Source organism: Sodalis ligni, from assembly GCF_016865525.2.
Taxonomy (GTDB): domain Bacteria; phylum Pseudomonadota; class Gammaproteobacteria; order Enterobacterales; family Enterobacteriaceae; genus Acerihabitans; species Acerihabitans ligni.
Genome location: NZ_CP075169.1, coordinates 3405951 through 3426982, shown reverse-complemented (window position 1 = coordinate 3426982; position 21032 = coordinate 3405951). Strand labels below are relative to the sequence as shown.

Genomic DNA, 21032 nt, shown 5'->3' with positions numbered 1-21032 from the left:
TCTTCTCGACGCACTCAGTCGCACTGGACCTTGATTGCCAAACCGCCGCGGGAGGTTTCCCGGTATTTGGCGTTCATATCCTTGCCGGTTTCATACATGGTTTCAATGACTTTATCCAGCGATACACGGGGAGCGCTGGTACGCCGCAAGGCCATGCGCGACGCATTGATGGCCTTCACCGAGGCGATGGCGTTGCGTTCGATGCATGGCACCTGAACCTGCCCGGCCACGGGATCGCAGGTCAACCCCAGGTTATGCTCCATGCCGATTTCCGCCGCCACGCATACCTGCTCCGGGCTGCCGCCCATCAATTCGGTCAGGCCGGCCGCCGCCATGGAGCAGGCCACGCCCACTTCTCCCTGGCAGCCGACTTCGGCGCCGGAAATCGAGGCGTTCAGCTTATAGAGAATACCGATCGCGCCGCAGGCCATAAAATAGCGCTGGTGTATTTCCGGCGTCACCGGCTCGATAAAATGATCGTAATAGGCCAGAACCGCCGGCACAATGCCGCAGGCACCGTTGGTGGGGGCGGTAACGACCCGGCCGCCGGCGGCATTCTCTTCGTTCACCGCCAGGGCGAACATATTCACCCAGTCAATTATCACCATGGGGTCGTTGGAATGTTTATCCGACGACACCAGCATGCGTCGTAAGGCCGCGGCCCGGCGCGGTACCCGCAGCGGACCGGGCAGCACCCCTTCGGTATTCAGTCCGCGGTCGATACAGGCGCGCATGGTTTGCCAGACAGCGGCAAAATAATCACCGATTTCCTCGCGGCTGTGCAGCGCCAACTCGTTTTGCATGACCAGACCGGATAAGGAGAGGCCGGTGCTTTTGCACTGTTCCAGCAGCAGTTGGGCGCTATCGAACGGATGGGGCACGCTGATGATATCAAGCACCGGCTGGCCGAAGTGGGCCTCGTCAACGATAAATCCCCCGCCAACCGAGTAGTAGGTCTGGCTGTAAATACATTCCTCGCCGGCATAAGCGAGAATCCGCAGGGCGTTTTCATGGAGCGGCATACAGTCGTTGTGAAAAATCATGCCGCCCCGGCGCGGGAAATCCACTTCATGAGTGCCGCCCAACAGCAGGCGCTGACGCTGCTCAACATCGCGAATGAACGCCGGCGCCGCGTCGATATCCACCGTATCCGGCCGGTTGCCCGCCAGGCCGAGAATGATGGCGCTGTCCGTATGGTGGCCTTTACCCGTCAGCGAAAGCGAGCCATAGACTTCAACAGCCACCCGGGTGACACTCCCCAGAAGCTGTTTCGCAGCCAGATCGTCAGCGAATTGTTTACCGGCCTTCATTGGCCCCACGGTATGGGAACTGGACGGCCCGATGCCGATTTTGAACATGTCGAAAACGCTTATCATGCTGCTCTCCTCACAACGCCTGCCTTCACAGCGTCGCTCTCCACGGCCTCCGCCATCGCTATGTCTGCGAACCCATGACCTGCGATATACACGTCTGGCGGCAATGCCTTAATTGTAATGACTCAAGCCGAAACAGGCTCGTACTTTCACATGATAAAATCTAATGGACTAGGTATCATTTATCTCGGTCTACCAGCGCTGAAGCTGCGTTTCTAGCCACTCCTTTAGGGAATTGAGACCGAACGTGGCTAATGTGAACGCGCCCTAACTTCAGCGTCTTTCTTACAATGTTCACATTCATCCGTTTGACTTTCCTGGGTTTGGTCCCGGCATCTTAGCGACAACTCCAAGAGAAAAAAAACATGAATAAGTAATATAAATAACCAAATAATAAAATATAAATGGGTTTATATTCTGTATTAAATGGATTACGCAGAGGATTTTAACGTGAAAAAAATATTTGGGAAGCGGTTTTTCAGTGGGGCGTGACGGGGATCGCGGCGCCGTTTCAGGGCTGTATATGCTGCCCCAGGCGGTAAAGGATTTGTGCGGTCATTCCCCACACCATATGGCTGCGGTACCAGGAAAAATAGACCTGTAACTGCCGGGTGCGCCGCAAAATCTGCAGCGGAGTATAGCTGGCCAGCGATAACGCCTGGTTCAACGGCATTTCAAACATCTCTTCTACTTCGTCCAGGCTGGCGTTAAAGCAGGTATCCGCGGGGAGCAACCCCACTACCGGCGTGACCTGGAAACCGCTGCTGCTGTCCACCGGCGGCAGTTGTCCCAATATATGCACCGACCGGGGGGGAATGGAAACTTCTTCCCAGGCTTCCCGCAGTGCGGTGGCAATCAGGTTTTCATCCTCCCGGTCAGCGGAACCCCCCGGGAAAGCCACCTGGCCGGCATGTTTACGCAGCGCCGCCGACCGCCGCGTCAGCAGCATGGTGGGGGTCGGCCGGCAGATAATCGGCACCAGCACCGCCGCCTGGCGGACATTGCGCGCAGGTTCGCTGTAGCGGGGCAACTGCAGTTGAAAACGGGTAATGAAATCGGCCAATGTCAAAACTTGTCCAGTGTCATTCAACGGCATTCAACGTCTCCAGTCGCGGTAAGATAGTGGCCAATTTCGATAATGTTTCCTGATATTCCGCCTCTTCGTCGCTGTCGGCCACAATGCCGCCGCCGGCCCAGCAAAAAATGTGTTGCTCCTCGGTGAGCAGCGTGCGAATGGCGATATTGCTGTCAAGGGAACCGCAAAAGCTCACGTAACCGATGCTGCCGCACCATGCGTTGCGCCGTTGCGGCTCCAGGGCGTCGATGATATTCATTGCGCTCACCTTGGGCGCGCCGGTAATGGATCCGCCGGGGAAACAGGCGCGCAGCAGGGAACAGGGATGGCAACCGGCGGGCAGTTCGGCGGTGATGGTGCTGACCATATGGTGTACCGCCGGGAAAGCTTCAATCTTAAACAGTTCCGGCACCCGTACGCTACCAGGTACCGCAATGCGGCCGATATCGTTGCGCAGTAAATCCACAATCATCAAATTTTCCGCCCGGTCTTTCGGCGATGCCGCCAGGATTTCACCCTGAAGACGATCCGACTCCGGGTCCGCCAGACGGGGCAGGGTGCCTTTTATCGGCCGGGTCTGGATCTTCCGGTGGCGCAGCTGCAAAAAGCGTTCCGGCGACAGGCTGAGCACCCCATGGCCGGACAGGCGCATAAATGCGGAGAACGGCGCGCGGTTAAATGACAGCAAATGGCAAAACGCCTGCCATTCGTCCCCGCTGTAAGCGGCGCTAAAACGTTGCGCCAGGCATACCTGGTAACAATCGCCGGCAAGCAAATGCTGCTGAACCCGGCGGAATTTTTCGCCATACTGTTCACGGGTCATATTGGCCCGCCAGGCCGTCGTCAGCCTGAACGGTGCCGCTGGTCCGCTCACGGAGGACATAAGCTCAGCCAGCCGCCGGGGGGCATCTCTGTAGCAAACCAACGTCAGGCGGCGAAGATGATGATCCGCTATCAACGCCCAGTCATAAATGCCCACCGCCATATCCGGCAGCCGGATATCCTGCTGCGCCCGCTGGGGCAGCGACTCGAGCCTGCGCGCCAGATCATAGCCGAACAGGCCCAGGGCGCCCCCGAGGAACGGCAGATTGTCCAGGGGGGCGGTATGGATACCGGCGGCGTCCAGCTCCTGTCGCACCAAAGCGAAAGGATCGGCGGCGCTGCTGTAGGTCCTCCCGGCGCGGGATATTTCCGTGCTGTCTCCGCGGGTGACCAGAGTGGCGACAGGATCCGCCGACATGATATCGAAACGGCTGTCAGGATGGTCGGCGTGACCGGAATGAAGCAGGGTCGACCACGGCCGTGAGGAGTAAGGGGCGAAAAGCGTCACCAAAGCATCGGGGTGGTAGGGTAAATCAATCAATTGCGGTGTCGTCATAGGCTCCAACCAATTTGCCGGCTGAGCGCGCCGGACGAAGCGAAGGGAATGATAGCGGTTCACGGGCCTAACATAAAGCGCATTGTTCGGCGCAGGCGCATTGATTGGCGCGTCGGTTGCCAACGTGAGACAATAACGTCCGGATCCCTCTCTGGAGAAACACCATGCTCACCGATATGCCCGCGTTAACCCATGAACAGCAGCAGCAGGCGGTTGAACGCATCCAGGAATTAATGGCTGAAGGTATGAGCAGCGGCGAAGCCATCCGGCAGGTGTCCACCGAAATTCGCGCCAATCATACCGGTGAACGGGTATCGATACGCTGGGATGACGACGAAGATGACGAACCGGCCGACGACGAGGCTGACAACGCGGCCCAGCCCGACAACAGCTGGGACGTGGACGAGAAGGAGGAGTTCTGAGTCCGGGTACCGGCGCCATCCGCCCGGCACGGTTTGGTTTAACGCCGATTCTTGCTTGTCAATCGTGGTTCAAATAGCCGCGATGACCTTGATTTCAACCTTATAAAGCGGGTTCATCAGCCTGGCCTCGACGGTACAGCGCACCGGTGCGCAGCCCGGCACGACCCAGGCGTTCCATGCCGCATCCATCGCGGCAAAATCATCGCCATCGGCCAAAAAAATCGTCACGTCCAGCGGGCGGGTCTTATGGGAACCCCGCCTGTTTAAGCATTCTGTCGATAACCGCCAGCGCGTCGGCGGTCTGTTCGCCCGCATCGCCGGCCAGATTTTCCGGTACGCAGGTATAATACAGCGTCTGGTTATGGATGACCGCTTCCGACATCCTGGGGCCGGGATCTATTCGTTGAATATTCACAGCTGCTCGCCTTTTGGCAGTAAAGAGTCGGCAGAGCATAGCATAGTGCTACGCCCTTGGAAGCTGCGTATCAAACGGATGTAATCAGAATATAGGATCTGGGCTTTATCATGAATTAAATATTACCTGTGCTATTTTAATAATTTTTATACATGATCCTTGTGGAACCGTAATGATAATAGACTTGCATATTTGAAAATCATGTTTGAAGGATTTAAAATTTTTGTTTTTGTCTGCGCTATTGAATTTGCATCGATAACTCGTTTGCTAAAGGCGTATTCATCCTTCCAATCATCTGTCGTTTTCATCAGTGATAAATGCTATGATCGGCTTTACATGGTCCGGCTGGCGATAAGGGATATATGGCGCTGAAACAGCCTGCTTAAATTGTCTCGAGCTCCCGCAAAGGGGGGCGGCTCCCGCCGTAGTGCTTATTTGACCACAGCCATAATTGAATGTAGATAGTGGTTTCCAGCCCCCTTACTTGGCATAATCCGCCAGCAACCGAACCACAGAGAGTCAGTGTGACAGATGATTTTGCGCCGGAAGGCGCGTTGGCCGCGGCCATCACCGGTTTTAAACCCCGCGAGTCGCAGCGCCTGATGGCCGAAGCGATTGAAGAAGCCATTGAAAACCACCAGCCGTTGGTAGTGGAAGCCGGCACCGGCACCGGTAAAACCTACGCTTATCTGGTGCCGGCGCTGCGTGCTAAACGCAAAGTGATTATTTCCACCGGGTCGAAGGCATTACAGGATCAGCTGTATGCCCGCGATCTGCCGAAGGTCGCCGCGGCGCTGAAATATCTGGGCGTTACCGCTTTGCTGAAAGGGCGGTCTAATTATCTCTGCCTGGAACGGATGGAGCAGCAAACCCTGGCGGGAGGCAACGTGGCGCCGGAGACCCTGGGGGAGCTGGCGGAAGTCCGCGGTTGGGCGTCCCGAACCACCGACGGCGATATCGCTACCTGCAGCGGCATTCCGGAGGACAGTCCGGTGTGGCCTTTGGTCACCAGCACCAATGATAACTGCCTGGGAAGCGACTGCCCGCTCTACAAAGAGTGTTTTGTGGTGAAAGCGCGTCGTAACGCCATGGATGCCGATGTCATCGTGGTGAACCATCATTTGTTCCTGGCGGACATGGTGGTGAAAGAAGGGGGCTTTGGTGAACTGATTCCCCAGGGCGACGTCATGATATTCGATGAAGCGCATCAGCTGCCGGATATCGCCAGCCAGTATTTCGGTCAGCAGCTCACCAGCCGGCAACTGACGGATTTGGCGCGGGATATGACCCTGGCCTACCGTACCGACCTGCGGGATATGGCTCAGTTGCAAAAGAGCGCCGATCAATTGACGTTTCGCACCCAGGATTTCCGGCTGGCTTTGGGTGAGCCGGGCTTTCGCGGCAATCTGCGCGATGTGCTGGCGCAACCCTCCCTGCAGCGCGCTCTGCTGCTGCTGGATGATGCCTTGGAATTATGCCACGACGTGGCCAAATTGGCTCTTGGGCGGTCGGCTTTACTGGATGCCGCTTTCGAGCGCGCCGCGCTGTATCGTACTCGTCTCAATCGCTTGAAAAACATTCAGGAGCCGGGCTTCAGCTATTGGTACGAATGCAACGCCCGGCATTTTATCCTCGCCCTGACGCCGCTATCGGTCTCGGATCGCTTTCGCGAGGTTATGGGCGAGAAGGCGGGAACCTGGATTTTCACCTCCGCCACCCTATCGGTAAACGACCGATTAGATCACTTTACCCGGCGTATAGGACTGGAAGATGCCAGGACCCTCCTGCTGGCAAGTCCTTTTGACTATGCCTCCCAGTCGTTGCTGTGCGTTCCGCGTTTTTTACCCGAACCCAATCAGCGCGGCGCGGCGGTGCAATTGGCGCGCATGCTGATACCGGTCATCGTGGCCAACCGCGGGCGATGTTTTTTCCTCTGTACTTCCCATCAGATGATGCGGGACCTGGCGGCGGAGTTCCGCGCCGCGCTGACGTTGCCGGTGCTGCTGCAGGGCGAAACCGGCAAGCGCCAGCTGTTGGAGCAGTTCGTGACCGCCGGTAACGCCTTGCTGGTGGCCACCAACAGCTTTTGGGAAGGAGTGGACGTGCGTGGAGAGGCGCTATCCTGCGTTATTATCGATAAACTGCCTTTTACGTCCCCCGATGATCCCTTATTGAAGGCACGGGTGGAGGATTGCCAGCTGCGCGGCGGCGATCCTTTTATCGAGGTGCAGGTGCCGGAAGCGGTGATAGCCCTTAAACAGGGTGTGGGCCGGTTGATTCGTGACAGTGATGACAGGGGGGTGCTGATTATCTGCGATCAGCGTCTGGTGACCCGGCCCTATGGGGAGATCTTTCTTAAAAGCCTGCCGCCGGCCCCCCGTACCCGTTCACTGCAGCGGGCCATCGATTTTCTGCAAAACCGCTAGCGGCCTGTGCGTTTTCACGATAGGTCCCGCGGGATTATGCTATTATGCAGACCCGTTTTAGGTCATATACCCGCGAAATATGATGGGTATAACGTTTTTTTTCCCGCCTGAGGTTTGGCATGTCTACGCGAATTTTAGCCCTTGATACCGCAACCGAAGCCTGTTCCGCCGCTCTTTGGCTGGACGGCGAAATCACCGCGCGTTTTGAAATTTGTCCACGGGAACATACCCGCCGCATTTTGCCCATGGTGGACAGTTTGCTGGCGGAGGCCGGTATCGCGTTGCCGCAGCTTGACGCGGTGGCATACGGCCGCGGGCCGGGCAGTTTTACCGGCGTGCGGATCGGGATAGGGATCGCTCAGGGTCTGGCGCTGGGGGCCGATTTGCCGATGCTGGGCATCTCTACCCTGGCGGCGCTGGCGCAGGGCGCCTGGCGGCAAACCGGTATCGAAAATGTATTCGCCGCCATTGACGCGCGCATGGGGGAAGTCTACTGGGCGGCGTATCGGCGCGATAGCGACGGCCGCTGGCAGGGCGAAGAAAGCGAGGTCGTGATCAAACCCGAGCAGCTGGCTGTGTCAGTGGCAGGGCTTCGCGGGCTGTGGGCCAGCGCCGGCACCGGTTGGGAAACCTATCCCGCGTTAGTGGAGTCCGCGCAATTGCAAATCCTGAACGGCAATATAAGCTTACCTCATGCCGCCGATATGCTGCCTCTGGCGGCGCAAAGCCTGCGGTACGGCGAGGCGTTGCCGGTTGAACTCACGCAACCCACGTATCTACGTAACGAAGTGGCGTGGAAAAAACTTCCGGGCCGGGATTAGGCGGCAACTTATGTCCCAGCCGCATGTCATAAAGGTTAAGCATTGCAAAAGGGTTGTCGTATGTCTGTTGCACCGGTAGTGAAATATTTGTTGCGCCTGGCGGTATTGTTATCGGCGGCGTCGGTCCTCGTTCTGACGGGCTGTGTGACCGTGCCGGAATCCATCCGGGGCAACTCGGCCAATCCGCAGCAGGATCTGGTGCGGGTCATGAACGCCCCGGCATTGTATGTCGGCCAGGAGTCGCGTTTTGGCGGCAAGGTTGTCAAAGTAGACAACCTGAGCGGACGCACCCGCCTGGAAATCGCCACCGTGCCGCTGGATGACGGCGCACGACCCATGATTCATCAGCCTTCCATCGGCCGCATCGTCGCGTATATTCCGGGCTTTCTCGAACCGACGGATTTCAACCGCCAGCGGGTAACGGTAGTGGGGCCGATTACCGGTACCGAGAAAGGAACCATCGACCAGGCCGCGTATGATTATGTGGTGATACAGGCCGGGGGCTACAAACGCTGGCAGCTGGCGCAGCAGGTCGTTGCGCCCATGGGACCGCCGCTGACGCCCTGGGGCTGGGGCGGTCCATACGATCGCGGCTGGGGCTACGGTGGTATGGGCTGGGGAGGATATTACGGCGGCGATGCACGGGTCGAAACCATACTCACCGAATAAACCCCTCAGGGCTGGAGGTTGAAAGTGACAGGGCGCTCAATATAGGCATCCCGTTAACATAATTGCTACCGCTGGGTTATCATTAGGATTATGGCATAAAGTACGATGAGCCTGCGATGAACACCACCAGCAATCCCTCCGGGCGAGCCCTGGACCGAGTGTGGCTAACCCGTTATCCGGCGGATGTTCCGGCTGAAATTGATCCGGGATTTTACGAGACGCTGCCGGCGCTTTTTGAGCATTCAGCAGCGCGTTTCGCGCACTTGCCGGCCTATATACACCTTGGCGAGCAGCTGACTTTTTCCGACCTGGAGCGGCAAAGCCGGGCTTTCGCCGCCTATCTGCAGCAGGGATTACGTTTGCAGCCGGGGGATCGGGTGGCGCTGATGATGCCCAACCTGCTGCAATATCCCATTGCACTGCTGGGCATACTGCGGGCAGGGATGGTGGCGGTAAACGTTAATCCCCTCTATACCCCTCCAGAGCTGCGCCATCAGTTAACCGACAGCGGCGCCGTCGCCATTGTGATTTTGGCCAATTTTGCCCATACCTTCGAACAGGTGTTGATGGATACGCCGATCAGGCACGTGCTCTTGACCCGGGTCGGCGATTTATTGCCGCCGCTTAAGGGCGCACTGGTAAATATTGCCGTGAAATACCTGAAAGGCGGGGTGCCCGCGTACCGGTTGCCCAATGCCATCCCCCTGCGACGGGCATTGCGCCGTGGAGCGGACATGCCGTTTGTTCCGCCGGCCATTACCGGCGGGGATCTGGCTTTTTTGCAATATACCGGCGGCACCACCGGCCTATCGAAAGGCGCCATACTCACCCATCGCAATATCCTGGCCAACCTGGCGCAGACCCAGGCGGCCTATGGACCGATATTGCGCGCCGGCAGCGAGCTTATGGTGACCATGCTGCCGCTCTACCATATTTTCGCTCTGATGATCAATTGCCTGCTGTTCATGGCGGTGGGCGGCTGTAATCTCTTGATTACCAATCCCGGATTTGCCCGCCGCGATAAAGCAGATGAGGCGCTATCGTTTCACGGCCATCACCGGAGTCAATACCCTGTTTAATGCCCTGCTGCATAATCAGGACTTTCGCCGGCTGGATTTTTCCGCTCTGCACCTATCGGTGGGGGGCGGCATGGCGCTGCAAAAGACGGTGGCCGAGAATTGGCAGGCCCTGACCGGTGACGCCATCATCGAGGGATATGGCCTGACGGAGTGTTCGCCGCTGGTGGCGGGCAACCCCTATGATTTGCGGCAATTTAGCGGCAGCAGCGGCCTGCCGGTGCCGTCCACCGATATTCGTCTGGTGGATGAGGGAGGAAATGATGTGGCGGCCGGGCAATGGGGCGAGTTATTGATCAAGGGACCCCAGGTGATGGCGGGTTACTGGCGCCAGCCGCAGGCCACAGCCGAGGTGCTTAAAGACGGCTGGCTTTCTACCGGGGATATCGTTACAGTGGATGAACAGGGTTTTATCCGTATCGTGGACCGTAAAAAAGACATGATTCTGGTGTCAGGTTTTAATGTTTTTCCCAATGAAATCGAAGACGTGGTGAGCCGCCATCCCAAGGTCAAGGAAGCGGCGGTCATAGGTGTTCCCAACGATGACACGGGCGAGGCGGTAAAACTCTATGTTGTGAAAAAAGATCCTACCCTCACCGGTAAGGATGTTCTGGACCACTGCCGACTGTTCCTCACCGGCTATAAGGTGCCGAAACGGGTGGAATTTCGCACTGAACTACCCAAATCCGCCGTCGGTAAAATACTGCGCAAACAGTTACGCGATGAACAAGACCGATGAGCGGTAACCGTTCTTGGCGGCGGAAGGCCGCCGGGATAAATTCTATTTAACGTGGGCGGTATCGAATGATACCGTCGGCGTTTTTTTGTTATTAGAACTTAAGTAAGAGAGAGCAGTGTTAAATTACCGATTGATCACCACCGATATCGATTTACAGCAAATCTGCGAACTTGCCCGGCGCCACGAGCGGGTTGCGCTCGATACCGAATTTGTCCGTACCCGAACCTACTATCCGCAGTTAGGCTTGATCCAGCTCTACGACGGCCAGAATTTATCCCTTATCGATCCGCTGGCGATAGGACAATGGCAGCCTTTTGTCGATTTACTGGCAGATAGGGAAGTGGTTAAGATTCTTCATGCCTGCAGCGAAGATCTTGAAGTGTTCCTGCATGCGTTTTCCCAATTGCCGACGCCGATGGTCGATACCCAGGTTCTGGCCGCCTTTAACGGCCGGCCTCTTTCCTGTGGTTTCGCCGCCCTGGTGGCGGAGTATCAGCAGGTCGTGCTGGATAAAAGCGAGTCCCGTACCGACTGGCTGGCGCGTCCGCTGAGCGAGAAGCAGTGCGAATATGCCGCCGCGGATGTGTATTGGCTGCTGCCGATGGCCGCGCGCCTGATTGAGGAAACCGCCGAGGCAGGCTGGAGCGAAGCGGCCCGGCATGAGTGCGAAGCCCTATGCCGGCGGCGCCAGGAGATTGTCGATCCCGAACTGGCTTATCGCGATATCGGTAATGCCTGGCAATTACGTACCCGCCAGCTGGCGTGCTTGCAAAAACTGGCCTCCTGGCGCTTGCGCAAGGCGCGCGAGCGGGACATGGCGGTGAATTTTGTGGTGCGGGAAGAAAACCTGTGGCAGGTGGCGCGTTATATGCCGGGTTCCCTGGGTGAACTGGATCAGTTGGGTTTAAGCGGGCCGGAAATCCGTTACCATGGCAAAATGCTGCTGAGCCTGGTGCAGCAAACGGCGGCGCTGCCGGAGGAGCAGTGGCCGGCGCCGCTGGTAAACATTATCGACCAGCCGGGCTATCGAGCCCTGTTCAAGAGGATCAAGGAGTTCATTCTGCAGGTCAGTCAGCAATCGGGGCTCAGCGTGGAATTATTGGCGTCCAGGCGGCAAATCAATCAATTGCTCAGTTGGCATTGGCATCTGATTCCCGATCAAAAATCGCCGGAACTGTTGAGCGGCTGGCGTGAACAGCTCTTTGGCGTTGCGCTGCGGGAACTACTCGCGAGAGACGGTGAAACAGACGCGACAAGCTCTGTACTGTAACGTAGCGTAAGGGTAAGCGACAAGCCGGTGCCGGGAATTCAGGACGGGTGGGAGTACCGCAGGATTCAGCGGTTTCGTGCGGCACGATCCCCTGCCCAATGCAGGGGAATCATTGGCTAAGTATCATTTCGGGCTTTCTTCCGCTTCCGGCAGCGTGACGTTAAGCTCGAGAATGGAAATATCCCCTTCCCGTTGTTCAAGCTGCACCGAGACCATTTCTGGGTCGATTTGCACGTATTTACAAATAACCTCAAGGATATCCCGTTTCAACTGCGGCAGATAATGAGGTTCGCTATCGCCCCGTCTGCGTTCCGCAACGATGATTTGCAGCCGTTCCTTGGCTATATTGGCTGTCGTTTTTTTGCGGGAGAGAAAAAAATCGAGTAATGCCATGGTTTATCCCCCAAACAGGCGTTTTAAGAAACCCTTCTTCTCTTCTTCGATGAAGCGGAAGGGACGTTCTTCTCCTAACAGGCGATCAACCGTGTCTGAATACGCTTTACCCGCATCAGACTCCGCATCGAGGATGACCGGTTCACCCTGATTGGACGCGCGCAGGACCGACTGATCCTCGGGAATTACACCCAGCAGGGGAATTCTGAGAATTTCAATGACGTCTTCCATACTGAGCATATCGCCGCGACTTACGCGCCCCGGGTTATAACGGGTTAGCAGCAAATGTTCTTTTATCGGATCCTGTCCGTTTTCGGCGCGGCGGGATTTAGACGACAATATCCCCAAAATGCGATCCGAGTCACGCACGGAAGAGACTTCCGGATTGGTGGTAATAATAGCCTCATCGGCGAAATAGAGCGCCATCAGCGCGCCGGTTTCGATACCCGCCGGCGAATCGCAGACCACAAAATCAAAATCCATCTCGTTTAGGCCGTTCAGCACCGTTTCCACGCCTTCGCGGGTCAGGGCATCTTTATCCCGCGTCTGCGAGGCCGGCAGGATGTAAAGGTTGTCGGTGCGCTTATCTTTAATCAACGCCTGGTTCAGCGTGGCGTCACCCTGGATGACGTTGACAAAGTCATATACCACCCGGCGCTCGCATCCCATGATAAGGTCAAGGTTGCGCAAGCCGATATCAAAATCGATCACGACGGTTTTTTTGCCTTTCCGGGCCAGGCCGGTAGCAATAGCCGCGCTCGATGTGGTTTTGCCAACGCCCCCTTTACCCGAAGTAACAACTATAATGCGTGCCATAAATGGATTCCTTGTCAAGGGCTTAATTTAAAGGTTGAATGGTAAGCGTATTGTCTTGCAAGCTGAGCCGAGCGGCTTTTCCGGCAAATTCCGCCGGGATTTGATCGCTCAACCAATATTGACCGGCGATGGAAACGAGTTCGGGAGAAAGATGCGTGCAAAATATCTGGCATAACGCATCCCCCGACGCTCCTGCCAATGCTCTGCCTCTCATCATACCGTAAATATGGATATTGCCGTCGGCGATAAGTTCCGCCCCCGCGCTGACGCTGCTGGTGACGATGAGATCGCAGTTGCGCGCATAAATTTGCTGCCCGGAACGCACCGGTACATCGATGCGTTTGGTCTTCTGCGCCACCACCGGGGCGATAGAAGCGGCAGCCGCGCGTTTTTGCGGTTTGCCCTCGTTCAACAGCGGCAAACCGCTGCGTACGATAGCGCGTTTAAGCTGCTCGTCCCGGCACCCGCTGACGCCGACGACATACAGGCCGGTGGCGGAAAATATCCGCCGAAGCTGTGGCCAATTGACGTCATGAGGTAAGGCCGACACATTGACAACCACCGGTGCTTCTTTCAGAAAATCGGGTGCTTGTTCGATTTTCTTTTGCAAAGCCTGACGAATATCCTCAGGTTGGGCGTCATGAACATGAATTACCGATAAGGTAAAGCTACTGCCTTTCAACTCAATGGGTGTCTGTGACATCTATCCTGACTCAGTCTTAACACATGTATTTACCCGGTAAGCTACCGGTAAGCGATATTCGAAGCACAGCATGCATGTTATAGTTACTACTATATTCAGGCAAGTCACTAAACCAAGTAAACCGAGCGAAAATATGTTTTGTGTGATCTACCGAAGTAGCAAACAAGAACAAACTTACCTTTATGTGGAAAACAGAGATGACTTTTCCAGGGTTCCGCCGGAGTTAATGGCTCGTTTCGGTAAACCGGTGCTTTCAATGCTATTCCCGTTAAATGGTAGCAAAAACTGGTCGCTGCGGATATCGATAAAGTAAAACAGGATTTGAAAGAACAGGGTTACTATCTGCAATTGCCGCCGCCTATTGAAAATTTAATGGCAATTCACCTGAATTCCGCTAAAAATAACTGATCATTAATCCACTGTTTTTCCGCCAAGGCGTTAAGCCGTGTGAATATTTTTTCTCAAGGGCGCAATGGCGCCCACAAAATCCACGACTCATGTCCAATTCGGTAAGGAACCGCTACGTGAAATTATCCACCATTGCTATTTTGGCGGCCGTTATATTTCTGACGCGATGCAGTCGGCATGAAAATAGTGTGCAGCAAGGCGCGGTACCAAGCGCCCCGGCTTCCCTCGCCCCCTCCGCTGCCGAAAGCAGTAAAATCCCGCTGTCGCAGCAAGGGCGCGACCCGGCCCTGTTTCCGACCTATCTGGCGCAGTTGAAAACCGAGGCATTGGCCAAGGGCATCGACGCCGGCATCGCTCAGCAGGCATTTGCCCAAGCGCATTTTGTCGACCGGGTGATAAGCGCCGATCGCAACCAACCGGAACAAAAAGTATCGCTGGACGACTATTTGCAGCGGACATTGCCGGCCTGGAAAATTGCCCGCGCGCGGGAGATGTATCGTCTCTATCAGCCTCAGCTCGCCCCCGTCAGCGCCCGTTATGGCGTACCGGCCCGTTATATCGTGGCCCTGTGGGGTATGGAAAGCGGCTTTGGCAAAATTCAAGGACACGAAGATGTGATCTCAGCCTTGTCGACCCTGGCATTTGAAGGGCGACGCGAGGCCTTTTTCAAAAACGAACTGTTCGCGGCGCTGCGCATTCTCGGACAAAATAATATTACCCTTGACCAACTGAAGGGCTCCTGGGCCGGCGCGATGGGACAAAGCCAGTTTATGCCCAGTTCCTATCTGCGTTATGGCGCCGACGGCGATAATGACGGTAAGATTGATATCTGGAATAACGTCGCGGATGTCTTTGCCTCCACCGCCAATTATCTGGCCACTGAAGGCTGGAACGGCGATCAGGGCTGGGGCAGGGCGGTTCGGCTGCCGGCGGGATTTCCGCCGATAAAGCCGGCCTGAAGGATCCGCAGGGCAAACGGTAAGCGACTGGAGCCGCCAGGGCATCGCCTTGCCCGATGGCAGCCCGCTGCAGGCTTCCCACAGCGGGCCTGGGTGATTATCCCGGACGATACCCCTAACCGCGGCTATCTCGTTTACGATAACTTCCGTACCCTAATGCGCTGGAACCGTTCCTATTACTTTGCCATCAGCATCGGTACCCTGGCGGATGCGCTGGCGCAGTGACATCCCATTGTTCCTTTTTTGCGGCCGATGTAGGATGATGTTTACTACTCGTTAACAAAAAAAATTTCAGCCGGCAGGCAGGAGCGACACGACATGTATCAACACAGAGATTGGCAAGGGGCGTTATTGGATTTTCCGGTCAGTAAAGTGGTTTGCGTCGGCAGCAATTATTCCGATCATATAAAGGAAATGGGCAGCGCTACGCCCACCGAACCAGTGCTGTTTATCAAACCTGAAACCGCGCTGTGCGATATCCGTCAGCCAATTGTCATCCCCGGCGATCAGGGTGAAGTCCATCACGAAGTGGAGCTTGCCGTCCTTATCGGCATGCCTCTGAAACAGTCCGATGAGGATCATGTTGCGCGGGCCATCGCCGGTTATGGCGTGGCGCTGGATCTGACGCTGCGGGAGCAGCAGGCCAAGTTCAAAAAAGCCGGCCAGCCGTGGGAAAAAGCCAAGGGCTTTGACGGCGCCTGCCCGATATCCGGTTTTATCCCGGTGGCGGAATTCGGTGATGCCCAACAGGCCGATCTGACGCTGAAAGTGAATAATGAAATCCGGCAACAGGGGAATACCCGGGATATGATCACGAAAATCCTGCCGCTGATTGCCTATATGAGCCGCTATTTCACGCTGCGTCCCGGCGATATTATTTTGACCGGCACTCCACAGGGTGTGGCAAAGTTATCGCCCGGCGACAGCTTAACGGTCTCCGTCAACGATCATACCCTGACAACCCGCATAATTTAGCATTCCGGTGTATGCCTCTTGTAATACCGGGGCGGCAAAGTATCATCATTATTGATATAAAGTCGTCCTGTTTTTACCGGAGGTAACGATGGCCACCATTCCTTTTTGGCAAGAAAAATCTCTGGATGAAATGACCGACAAGGAATGGGAATCTTTGTGTGACGGCTGCGGTCGATGCTGTCTGTATAAATACATTGATAGCGAAACCAAAACGCCCCAATCCCCTAATGTCGCCTGCAAACTGCTTAATATCAAAACCTGCCAGTGCAGCCATTATGAGAAGCGTTTGGAGCGCATGAAGGGTGGTTGTATTAAGCTGACCAGGAAAATATCACCACGCTGGATTGGCTGCCGCCCACCTGCGCCTATCGGCTCTTGGCGCAGGGCAAACCCTGCCGAGCTGGCATCCGTTGATTACCGGTTCCAAAGCGGCCATGCACGCTGAGCGCATTTCCGTGCGGCATATTGCGGTACCTGCAAGCTCTTTGAATAAAAGGTAAAATTTGTTGTGCCTAAGGCGCAGCCGGCAGAATAGCGGGTGCATTAATCTTGGCGCCGGCGATCAGCGGATCGGCAAAAATTTGCAACCTCTACCAGAAAGCTTTATATAAAGCCACTAGGCTCTCTCACCGGACGTAATGATGACGACACGCCCCTTTGGCAGGAAAAACGCTGGCGGAGATGACCGATCAGGAATGGGAGTCTTTATGCGACGGTTGCGGCCGCTGCTGTCTGCATAAGCTTATTGATGAAGATACCGAAGAGGTGTACTTCACCAATGTTGCCTGCAACCAGCTTAATATCAAAACCTGCCAGTGCCGCCACTACGAGACGCGGTTTGAATATGAACCGGATTGCATCAAGCTGACGCGGGAAAATCTGGTGACCTTCGATTGGTTGCCGCCCACCTGCGCCTATCGATTGCGAGAGGAGGGCAAGCCCCTGCCGCCGTGGCATCCGTTGATTACCGGTTCCAAGGCCGCTATGCACGGCGAGCGTATTTCGGTGCGATATATCGCGGTGCCGGAAAGGGAGGTGGAGGACTGGGAGGATCATATTTTAAATAAACCGGAATGGGCGAGGTAACCGCCATTATTACTCCGTACCGATACTTATCCGGAAATGTGTAGGTCCCGGCCGAGACCGGGCGCCTAGGATCATTTATGGGGAAAATGATAATGTTCGGGGATCTTATAATTTTCCGGTATGGCAGGCCATTGCGGTGCCCTGAGCAGTTTAGTCGCATCAGAATCAATGTTCCCAAAAAAACTTGAAAGTCCCATGGCATATGAACTGATATGTAACAGAGCAGCTTGAGTCGCAATCTTATCATCTGCCTCCCTGGCTTTTTTCAAAAGGGAAACAGCATCTCGCAGACAATTAATTTGCTCTTCAAAATCTTGATCAAGGTCAAGTTGAATATCCATGGATACAACCCTATCATTTTTGGCAAAAAAATCTTGCAAAATTTTGATAGAAGTATCTTTCAATTCATTCATAAATAGGGATTTATTCATTTCGGTAACGTCCTGCCTTCTTTTTTGGCCCTGTTCCACTTCTCATAATTAACGCTGCCGTCTAAGTTCAAGACGGTGCGAATCTTATTGCCTTCATCGAATACCTCAATATGGTCTTTATGCTTGCCATCCAAATAAAATTGGTCTCCTTTCTTGATGTTTTCATTGATATTCGTTGTGGCCTTATAAACCGTCTGTCCCTGATAGATTTTACCTGTTTTTTGCGAATGCGTCTTAGCGTTCTCCCCAAACCCGTTTTGTTTAAAGAACTCACCCATATTGCCGACCGCGCCTTGATTGGGTTGGTGGGTTTTTTTGTTCTTATCCAACACCCCCAGCGCGGGGGATCCTTTGCCCCCCGCCGGCACGCCATGGCCTAAGCCATCCAGCACTTCCTTGGCGCCCAGCGCCGCTTTCACCGCAGTGGGCATCGCCTGGTAAATGGCGGCGGCGGTGGCTTCATTCTCAGCCGATACGAAGTTATAAAGCTGGGACCGCTCTGCGCTGTTTAAGCTGGATACAAAGGGAAACCGATTGATGGTTTTGGCGATATCATTACCGCCATCCATTTCCGCAAGGGCGCCAATCGTCCAAAACGGTTTTTTGGCGCATTCCTCAGCAATTACCTGTTCACGGTTCTGCTGGCTGCTTGCGGCATATTTTTCGTAAATCCCCTTGGTATCTTCACCGGTTTTTTTTGCGGCCTCAAGCTCTTTGTGCAGGTCTTCAACCTGTTTCGAGCTGAAAGCGCTATTTTTAATTCCGGGGGTTGTAGCACTGGCTGCCGGTTTGACCGAGGGCTGACCCGCTTTGCCTGCGCCATCCTGATCGGCAGGTTGCGCCGTCTGGGATGAAATATCGAGAGCGCTAAATTGCCTGTCGACGGTATCAAAATAGTTATTTTCAACGCTTCTGGTGGCAATCAGGTCTTTGACAATATGCGTCGTTTCTTCAGCTTTTTGGCGAGCCATCTCTTGCTCTTTTGCCCTGGCGTCGTCGGCTTTTGTTTGTGCTTCCAGCTGTTCTTTAAGCCTTGTGGCTTCGGCTAGCCGGCGTTGCGCTTCGGCCGCCTCATTGGCTTTTTGTTGAGCTTCCCGCTGTTCGTGCAATCTGGCTGCTTCCTGCTGCCGTAAATGGGCGGCATGGGCTTCTTGGTCACGGCGAATGTTTTCTCTTATATGAGTAAGGTGATTATCGGCCTGGGGTCTATTTTTATGAGCTTCATGGAGCTGTTGATTACAATGATTTAAATGACCTCTCCGATGGGTGACTTCATCTTGTAATCTATTAATTTTAAGCTGTATGTCAGATAATGCTTTATCGCGCTTAATTTTAAGGAAGTAATCAGGACCGGCGACTGGGCCAAAAAAGCAATTTTGTCTTTCGTATGCAATCTTTTGTTCATAATCATCTCTTGTTTGGTTATATCTGTTATGCTGATGTGCTAAATAACTGCGCCTAATAGTAGATCACCGAAGGGAACTCAATCCGGTTTGAGCGATCTGATCAATCGCCAAACATCACAAATCACCAACCGGACTGAGTTATGCCGATCATAGCACCCATACCCAGAAATGAACGACGCCAGATGCAAAAAATTGTCCAGAAAACGGCAGATAAGAATCATGCCAGACGCCTTATCGCCATGTTGATGTTGCACCGGGGTGAATCGCTGACTTGCGTTGCTAAAACCCTATGTGCCGCCCGTTCTTCCGTCGGACGCTGGATTAATTGGTTCACGTTATTTGGTATTGAAGGCCTGAAAAGTCTGCCACCGGGCCGTCAAAAAAAATGGCCTGTCGACGCCATGCTGCGAATGCTCAATTTGCTTGTTCAGCGCTCCCCGCAAGATTTTGGCTATCTGCGCTCACGCTGGAGTACCGAGATGTTAACGATTGAAATTAATAAGTTATTTAACTCTACGTTGCATCCTGGCTCACTTCGCCGTTGGTTGCCAGGAGCCGGCATTGTCTGGCGCAGAGCAGCTCCGACCTTGCATATTCGGGATCCTCACAGGGAAGAAAAGCTGGCTGCAATTGATGAGGCATTGGCAAAGAACAGTGCTGAACATCCCGTGTTTTACGAGGATGAAGTTGATATCGATCTCAACCCAAAAATCGGCGCGGACTGGCAGAAAAAAGGTCAGCAGAAACGCATCCCTACGCCGGGTAAAAATGAAAAACATTACCTTGCAGGTGCGCTGCATGCTGGAACGGGCAGAGTGGATTACGTGAGTGGAACACGTAAAAACTCAGGCTTGTTCATCGATATGCTATGCCAGCTGAAAAGCACGTATCGCAGCGCCAAAACGATCACCCTTATTGTCGATAATTACATCATTCACAAAAGTAAAAAGACATTGAAGTGGTTGAAGAAGAATCCAAAATTTATTCTTATTTATCAGCCGATTTACTCGCCATGGGTGAACAAAATAGAGCTCTTATGGTTAGCATTACACGAAACGGTGACCCGCAATCATCACTGTAAAACAATGTGGGAGTTACTAAAAAATGTCAGACAATTTATGAAAACCGCATCACCTTTCCCAGGCAACAAACCTGGACTAACAAAAGTGGAGCGGTAATAGGCGCAGTTATTTAGGCTTTGCTCGCTTTCCCGTAATTGATGCTCGGCATGACTCCTTTCGTGCTCTTTATGCCTGAGATTTTCATTAGCATCACGCACCCCTTTTTCAGCGGCCTCAAGGGGATGTTTCGCCATCCATTCCTCATGCTCTTTTTGGCGGATGGCTTCTTCATGCCGGCGACGCGCCTCTTGCTCCTGCCGTATTCGCGCCTCCTCGTCATGCCTGCGCTGTGCTTCTTCGGCTTCATGCCTGCGGCGCGCCTCTTCCGCCTCGGCTCTTTCCCGCTGCTCGCGCCGCCTTTGCTGCATCTCATAGCGGTTTGTGCCGCCGGTGCCGCTCCTGTGTCTGCCGGTATAAGAAGTGTTATGGCCGCCTTGGAAATTGTGCGATATGGAGGGTGTAGGGGCGGGGCTACGCTGTTCGCCGGTATAATGCCGGATATCTCCTCTCGGATCATGAGTGGTGGTCCAGCCGTTGCCATGATTTATTGACCCGCCTGTAAAATTATTATTCATAGTCTTTCCTTAGATTAATTAATAAAAATTAAATGGCGTTTATGTTATTTATTCTTGAGATAATAATTAATATTAATATCAGGATTATGCTCAAAAAAATAAAATACAATAAGTAATTAACCACAGGGAGCCTAAAAAAAGGTTAAACAGAATGGGCGAATAAATGATAACTTATCGGCAGTGAGTAAATTTAAAAGTATTACGGATTGAAATGGAATTTTAGAATTGGATTATTTATTGGCTATCTAATCAAAGCGCTATCACAGCATGTTTAAGATCCGGCAGTGGAGAATATCAAGCAATTCTTTAATAACAGATGGCCTATATGAGCAGCTAAACTTGTAAGTTTAACTTGCAAGTTTAGCGGGTTAGTGACAACCTCGACACTTATGCTTGCCGCTTTCAGTCGTGGCGGATAGGCGGTCGCGCGATGGGCAGCCAGACCATACACTTGGCCGCTTGTTGCGTCATCCATTGTCGTATCATTGGAGAATT

Annotated in this window: 16 protein-coding genes and 6 pseudogenes; 12 read left to right on the top strand and 10 right to left on the bottom strand. The window is 54.1% G+C overall.

Annotation, left to right across the window (positions count from 1 at the left end; genetic code table 11):
• Positions 1 to 14: 14 nt before the first annotated feature.
• The 3 genes from GTU79_RS15925 to pabB all read right to left on the bottom strand — a co-directional run bounded on the left by GTU79_RS15925 (position 15) and on the right by pabB (position 3826).
• Positions 15 to 1376, bottom strand: a complete 1362-nt coding sequence (locus tag GTU79_RS15925; RefSeq protein WP_203521229.1) for an L-serine ammonia-lyase — start codon at positions 1374 to 1376, stop codon at positions 15 to 17.
• 508 nt (positions 1377 to 1884) lie between these two features.
• Entirely contained in the window at positions 1885 to 2442 is a 558-nt protein-coding gene (locus tag GTU79_RS15920) for a CoA pyrophosphatase (RefSeq protein ID WP_253073309.1), read from the bottom strand.
• Between the two features lie 13 nt (positions 2443 to 2455).
• The gene (gene pabB, locus GTU79_RS15915; RefSeq protein WP_203521230.1) at positions 2456 to 3826 is read right to left on the bottom strand and encodes an aminodeoxychorismate synthase component 1; all 1371 of its coding nucleotides are present in this window, start codon (positions 3824 to 3826) and stop codon (positions 2456 to 2458) included.
• Between the two features lie 164 nt (positions 3827 to 3990).
• On the opposite strand from pabB, the gene GTU79_RS15910 reads away from it, so the two are divergent.
• Entirely contained in the window at positions 3991 to 4248 is a 258-nt protein-coding gene (locus GTU79_RS15910; RefSeq protein WP_203521231.1) for a YoaH family protein, read from the top strand.
• 69 nt (positions 4249 to 4317) lie between these two features.
• Here GTU79_RS15910 and GTU79_RS15905 read toward each other — a convergent pair.
• A pseudogene (locus GTU79_RS15905) lies at positions 4318 to 4663 on the bottom strand (RidA family protein).
• 524 nt (positions 4664 to 5187) lie between these two features.
• On the opposite strand from GTU79_RS15905, the gene GTU79_RS15900 reads away from it, so the two are divergent.
• From GTU79_RS15900 to rnd, 5 genes and pseudogenes are all read left to right on the top strand, one after another.
• Complete coding sequence (locus GTU79_RS15900; RefSeq protein ID WP_203521232.1) at positions 5188 to 7089, top strand: DNA repair helicase YoaA; 1902 nt, start codon at positions 5188 to 5190, stop codon at positions 7087 to 7089.
• A 119-nt stretch (positions 7090 to 7208) separates the two neighbouring features.
• On the top strand, positions 7209 to 7910 hold the full coding sequence (gene tsaB / locus GTU79_RS15895) for a tRNA (adenosine(37)-N6)-threonylcarbamoyltransferase complex dimerization subunit type 1 TsaB (RefSeq protein WP_203521233.1): 702 nt from the start codon (positions 7209 to 7211) through the stop codon (positions 7908 to 7910).
• 60 nt (positions 7911 to 7970) lie between these two features.
• Entirely contained in the window at positions 7971 to 8579 is a 609-nt protein-coding gene (locus tag GTU79_RS15890) for a Slp family lipoprotein (RefSeq protein WP_214513126.1), read from the top strand.
• Between the two features lie 149 nt (positions 8580 to 8728).
• A pseudogene (gene fadD / locus GTU79_RS15885) lies at positions 8729 to 10394 on the top strand (long-chain-fatty-acid--CoA ligase FadD).
• 115 nt (positions 10395 to 10509) lie between these two features.
• The gene (gene rnd, locus GTU79_RS15880) at positions 10510 to 11664 is read left to right on the top strand and encodes a ribonuclease D (RefSeq protein ID WP_203521234.1); all 1155 of its coding nucleotides are present in this window, start codon (positions 10510 to 10512) and stop codon (positions 11662 to 11664) included.
• Positions 11665 to 11787: 123 nt separating this feature from the next.
• Here the strand turns inward: rnd and minE are convergent, their stop codons facing one another.
• Genes minE through minC form a run of 3 tightly spaced genes read right to left on the bottom strand, consistent with a single transcriptional unit; the run spans position 11788 to position 13576 of the window.
• Complete coding sequence (minE, locus tag GTU79_RS15875) at positions 11788 to 12057, bottom strand: cell division topological specificity factor MinE (protein WP_132921341.1); 270 nt, start codon at positions 12055 to 12057, stop codon at positions 11788 to 11790.
• Between the two features lie 3 nt (positions 12058 to 12060).
• Positions 12061 to 12873 carry a septum site-determining protein MinD gene (minD, locus tag GTU79_RS15870; RefSeq protein ID WP_132921342.1) on the bottom strand — a complete coding sequence of 271 codons (813 nt, stop codon included), beginning with the start codon at positions 12871 to 12873 and terminating at the stop codon, positions 12061 to 12063.
• Between the two features lie 22 nt (positions 12874 to 12895).
• The gene (minC, locus tag GTU79_RS15865; protein ID WP_132921343.1) at positions 12896 to 13576 is read right to left on the bottom strand and encodes a septum site-determining protein MinC; all 681 of its coding nucleotides are present in this window, start codon (positions 13574 to 13576) and stop codon (positions 12896 to 12898) included.
• Positions 13577 to 13709: 133 nt separating this feature from the next.
• Between minC and GTU79_RS15860 the strand changes: the two are divergent.
• The 5 genes and pseudogenes from GTU79_RS15860 (at position 13710) to GTU79_RS15840 (ending at position 17004) form a co-directional block, all read left to right on the top strand.
• A pseudogene (locus tag GTU79_RS15860) lies at positions 13710 to 13984 on the top strand (YcgL domain-containing protein).
• Between the two features lie 89 nt (positions 13985 to 14073).
• Positions 14074 to 15168: pseudogene (locus GTU79_RS15855) on the top strand (lytic murein transglycosylase).
• Between the two features lie 93 nt (positions 15169 to 15261).
• Positions 15262 to 15918, top strand: a complete 657-nt coding sequence (locus tag GTU79_RS15850) for a fumarylacetoacetate hydrolase family protein (RefSeq protein ID WP_203521236.1) — start codon at positions 15262 to 15264, stop codon at positions 15916 to 15918.
• Between the two features lie 88 nt (positions 15919 to 16006).
• Positions 16007 to 16418 (top strand): annotated as a pseudogene (locus GTU79_RS15845) (YcgN family cysteine cluster protein).
• 107 nt (positions 16419 to 16525) lie between these two features.
• A pseudogene (locus tag GTU79_RS15840) lies at positions 16526 to 17004 on the top strand (YcgN family cysteine cluster protein).
• Between the two features lie 71 nt (positions 17005 to 17075).
• On the opposite strand, the gene GTU79_RS15835 reads toward GTU79_RS15840, so the two are convergent.
• Together GTU79_RS15835 and GTU79_RS30455 are read right to left on the bottom strand one after the other, a co-directional pair.
• Positions 17076 to 17435: a hypothetical protein gene (locus GTU79_RS15835; RefSeq protein WP_203521238.1), complete on the bottom strand. Its 360-nt coding sequence runs from the start codon at positions 17433 to 17435 to the stop codon at positions 17076 to 17078.
• On the bottom strand, positions 17432 to 18544 hold the full coding sequence (locus GTU79_RS30455; RefSeq protein WP_253073308.1) for a hypothetical protein: 1113 nt from the start codon (positions 18542 to 18544) through the stop codon (positions 17432 to 17434). The genes GTU79_RS15835 and GTU79_RS30455 overlap by 4 nt, the downstream gene beginning before the upstream one ends.
• 437 nt (positions 18545 to 18981) lie before the next feature.
• Here GTU79_RS30455 and GTU79_RS15825 point away from each other — a divergent pair, with 437 nt between their 5' ends.
• Positions 18982 to 20019, top strand: coding sequence for an IS630 family transposase (locus GTU79_RS15825; protein WP_203521750.1), 1038 nt, complete (start codon positions 18982 to 18984; stop codon positions 20017 to 20019).
• Here the strand turns inward: GTU79_RS15825 and GTU79_RS15820 are convergent.
• Positions 19914 to 20537, bottom strand: coding sequence for a hypothetical protein (locus GTU79_RS15820; RefSeq protein WP_203521240.1), 624 nt, complete (start codon positions 20535 to 20537; stop codon positions 19914 to 19916). The two genes, GTU79_RS15825 and GTU79_RS15820, sit on opposite strands and share 106 nt — an antisense overlap.
• Between the last annotated feature and the right edge of the window lie 495 nt (positions 20538 to 21032).

Bases quoted from the DNA above. Each gene is read 5' to 3' on its own strand.
- GTU79_RS15925 (WP_203521229.1), bottom strand. From the start codon at position 1,376: ATGATAAGCGTTTTCGACATGTTCAAAATCGGCATCGGGCCGTCCAGT.
- pabB (WP_203521230.1), bottom strand. From the start codon at position 3,826: ATGACGACACCGCAATTGATTGATTTACCCTACCACCCCGATGCTTTG.
- GTU79_RS15910 (WP_203521231.1), top strand. From the start codon at position 3,991: ATGCTCACCGATATGCCCGCGTTAACCCATGAACAGCAGCAGCAGGCG.
- tsaB (WP_203521233.1), top strand. From the start codon at position 7,209: ATGTCTACGCGAATTTTAGCCCTTGATACCGCAACCGAAGCCTGTTCC.
- GTU79_RS15890 (WP_214513126.1), top strand. From the start codon at position 7,971: ATGTCTGTTGCACCGGTAGTGAAATATTTGTTGCGCCTGGCGGTATTG.
- minE (WP_132921341.1), bottom strand. From the start codon at position 12,057: ATGGCATTACTCGATTTTTTTCTCTCCCGCAAAAAAACGACAGCCAAT.
- minD (WP_132921342.1), bottom strand. From the start codon at position 12,873: ATGGCACGCATTATAGTTGTTACTTCGGGTAAAGGGGGCGTTGGCAAA.
- minC (WP_132921343.1), bottom strand. From the start codon at position 13,576: ATGTCACAGACACCCATTGAGTTGAAAGGCAGTAGCTTTACCTTATCG.
- GTU79_RS15850 (WP_203521236.1), top strand. From the start codon at position 15,262: ATGTATCAACACAGAGATTGGCAAGGGGCGTTATTGGATTTTCCGGTC.
- GTU79_RS15835 (WP_203521238.1), bottom strand. From the start codon at position 17,435: ATGAATAAATCCCTATTTATGAATGAATTGAAAGATACTTCTATCAAA.
- GTU79_RS15825 (WP_203521750.1), top strand. From the start codon at position 18,982: ATGCCGATCATAGCACCCATACCCAGAAATGAACGACGCCAGATGCAA.
- GTU79_RS15820 (WP_203521240.1), bottom strand. From the start codon at position 20,537: ATGAATAATAATTTTACAGGCGGGTCAATAAATCATGGCAACGGCTGG.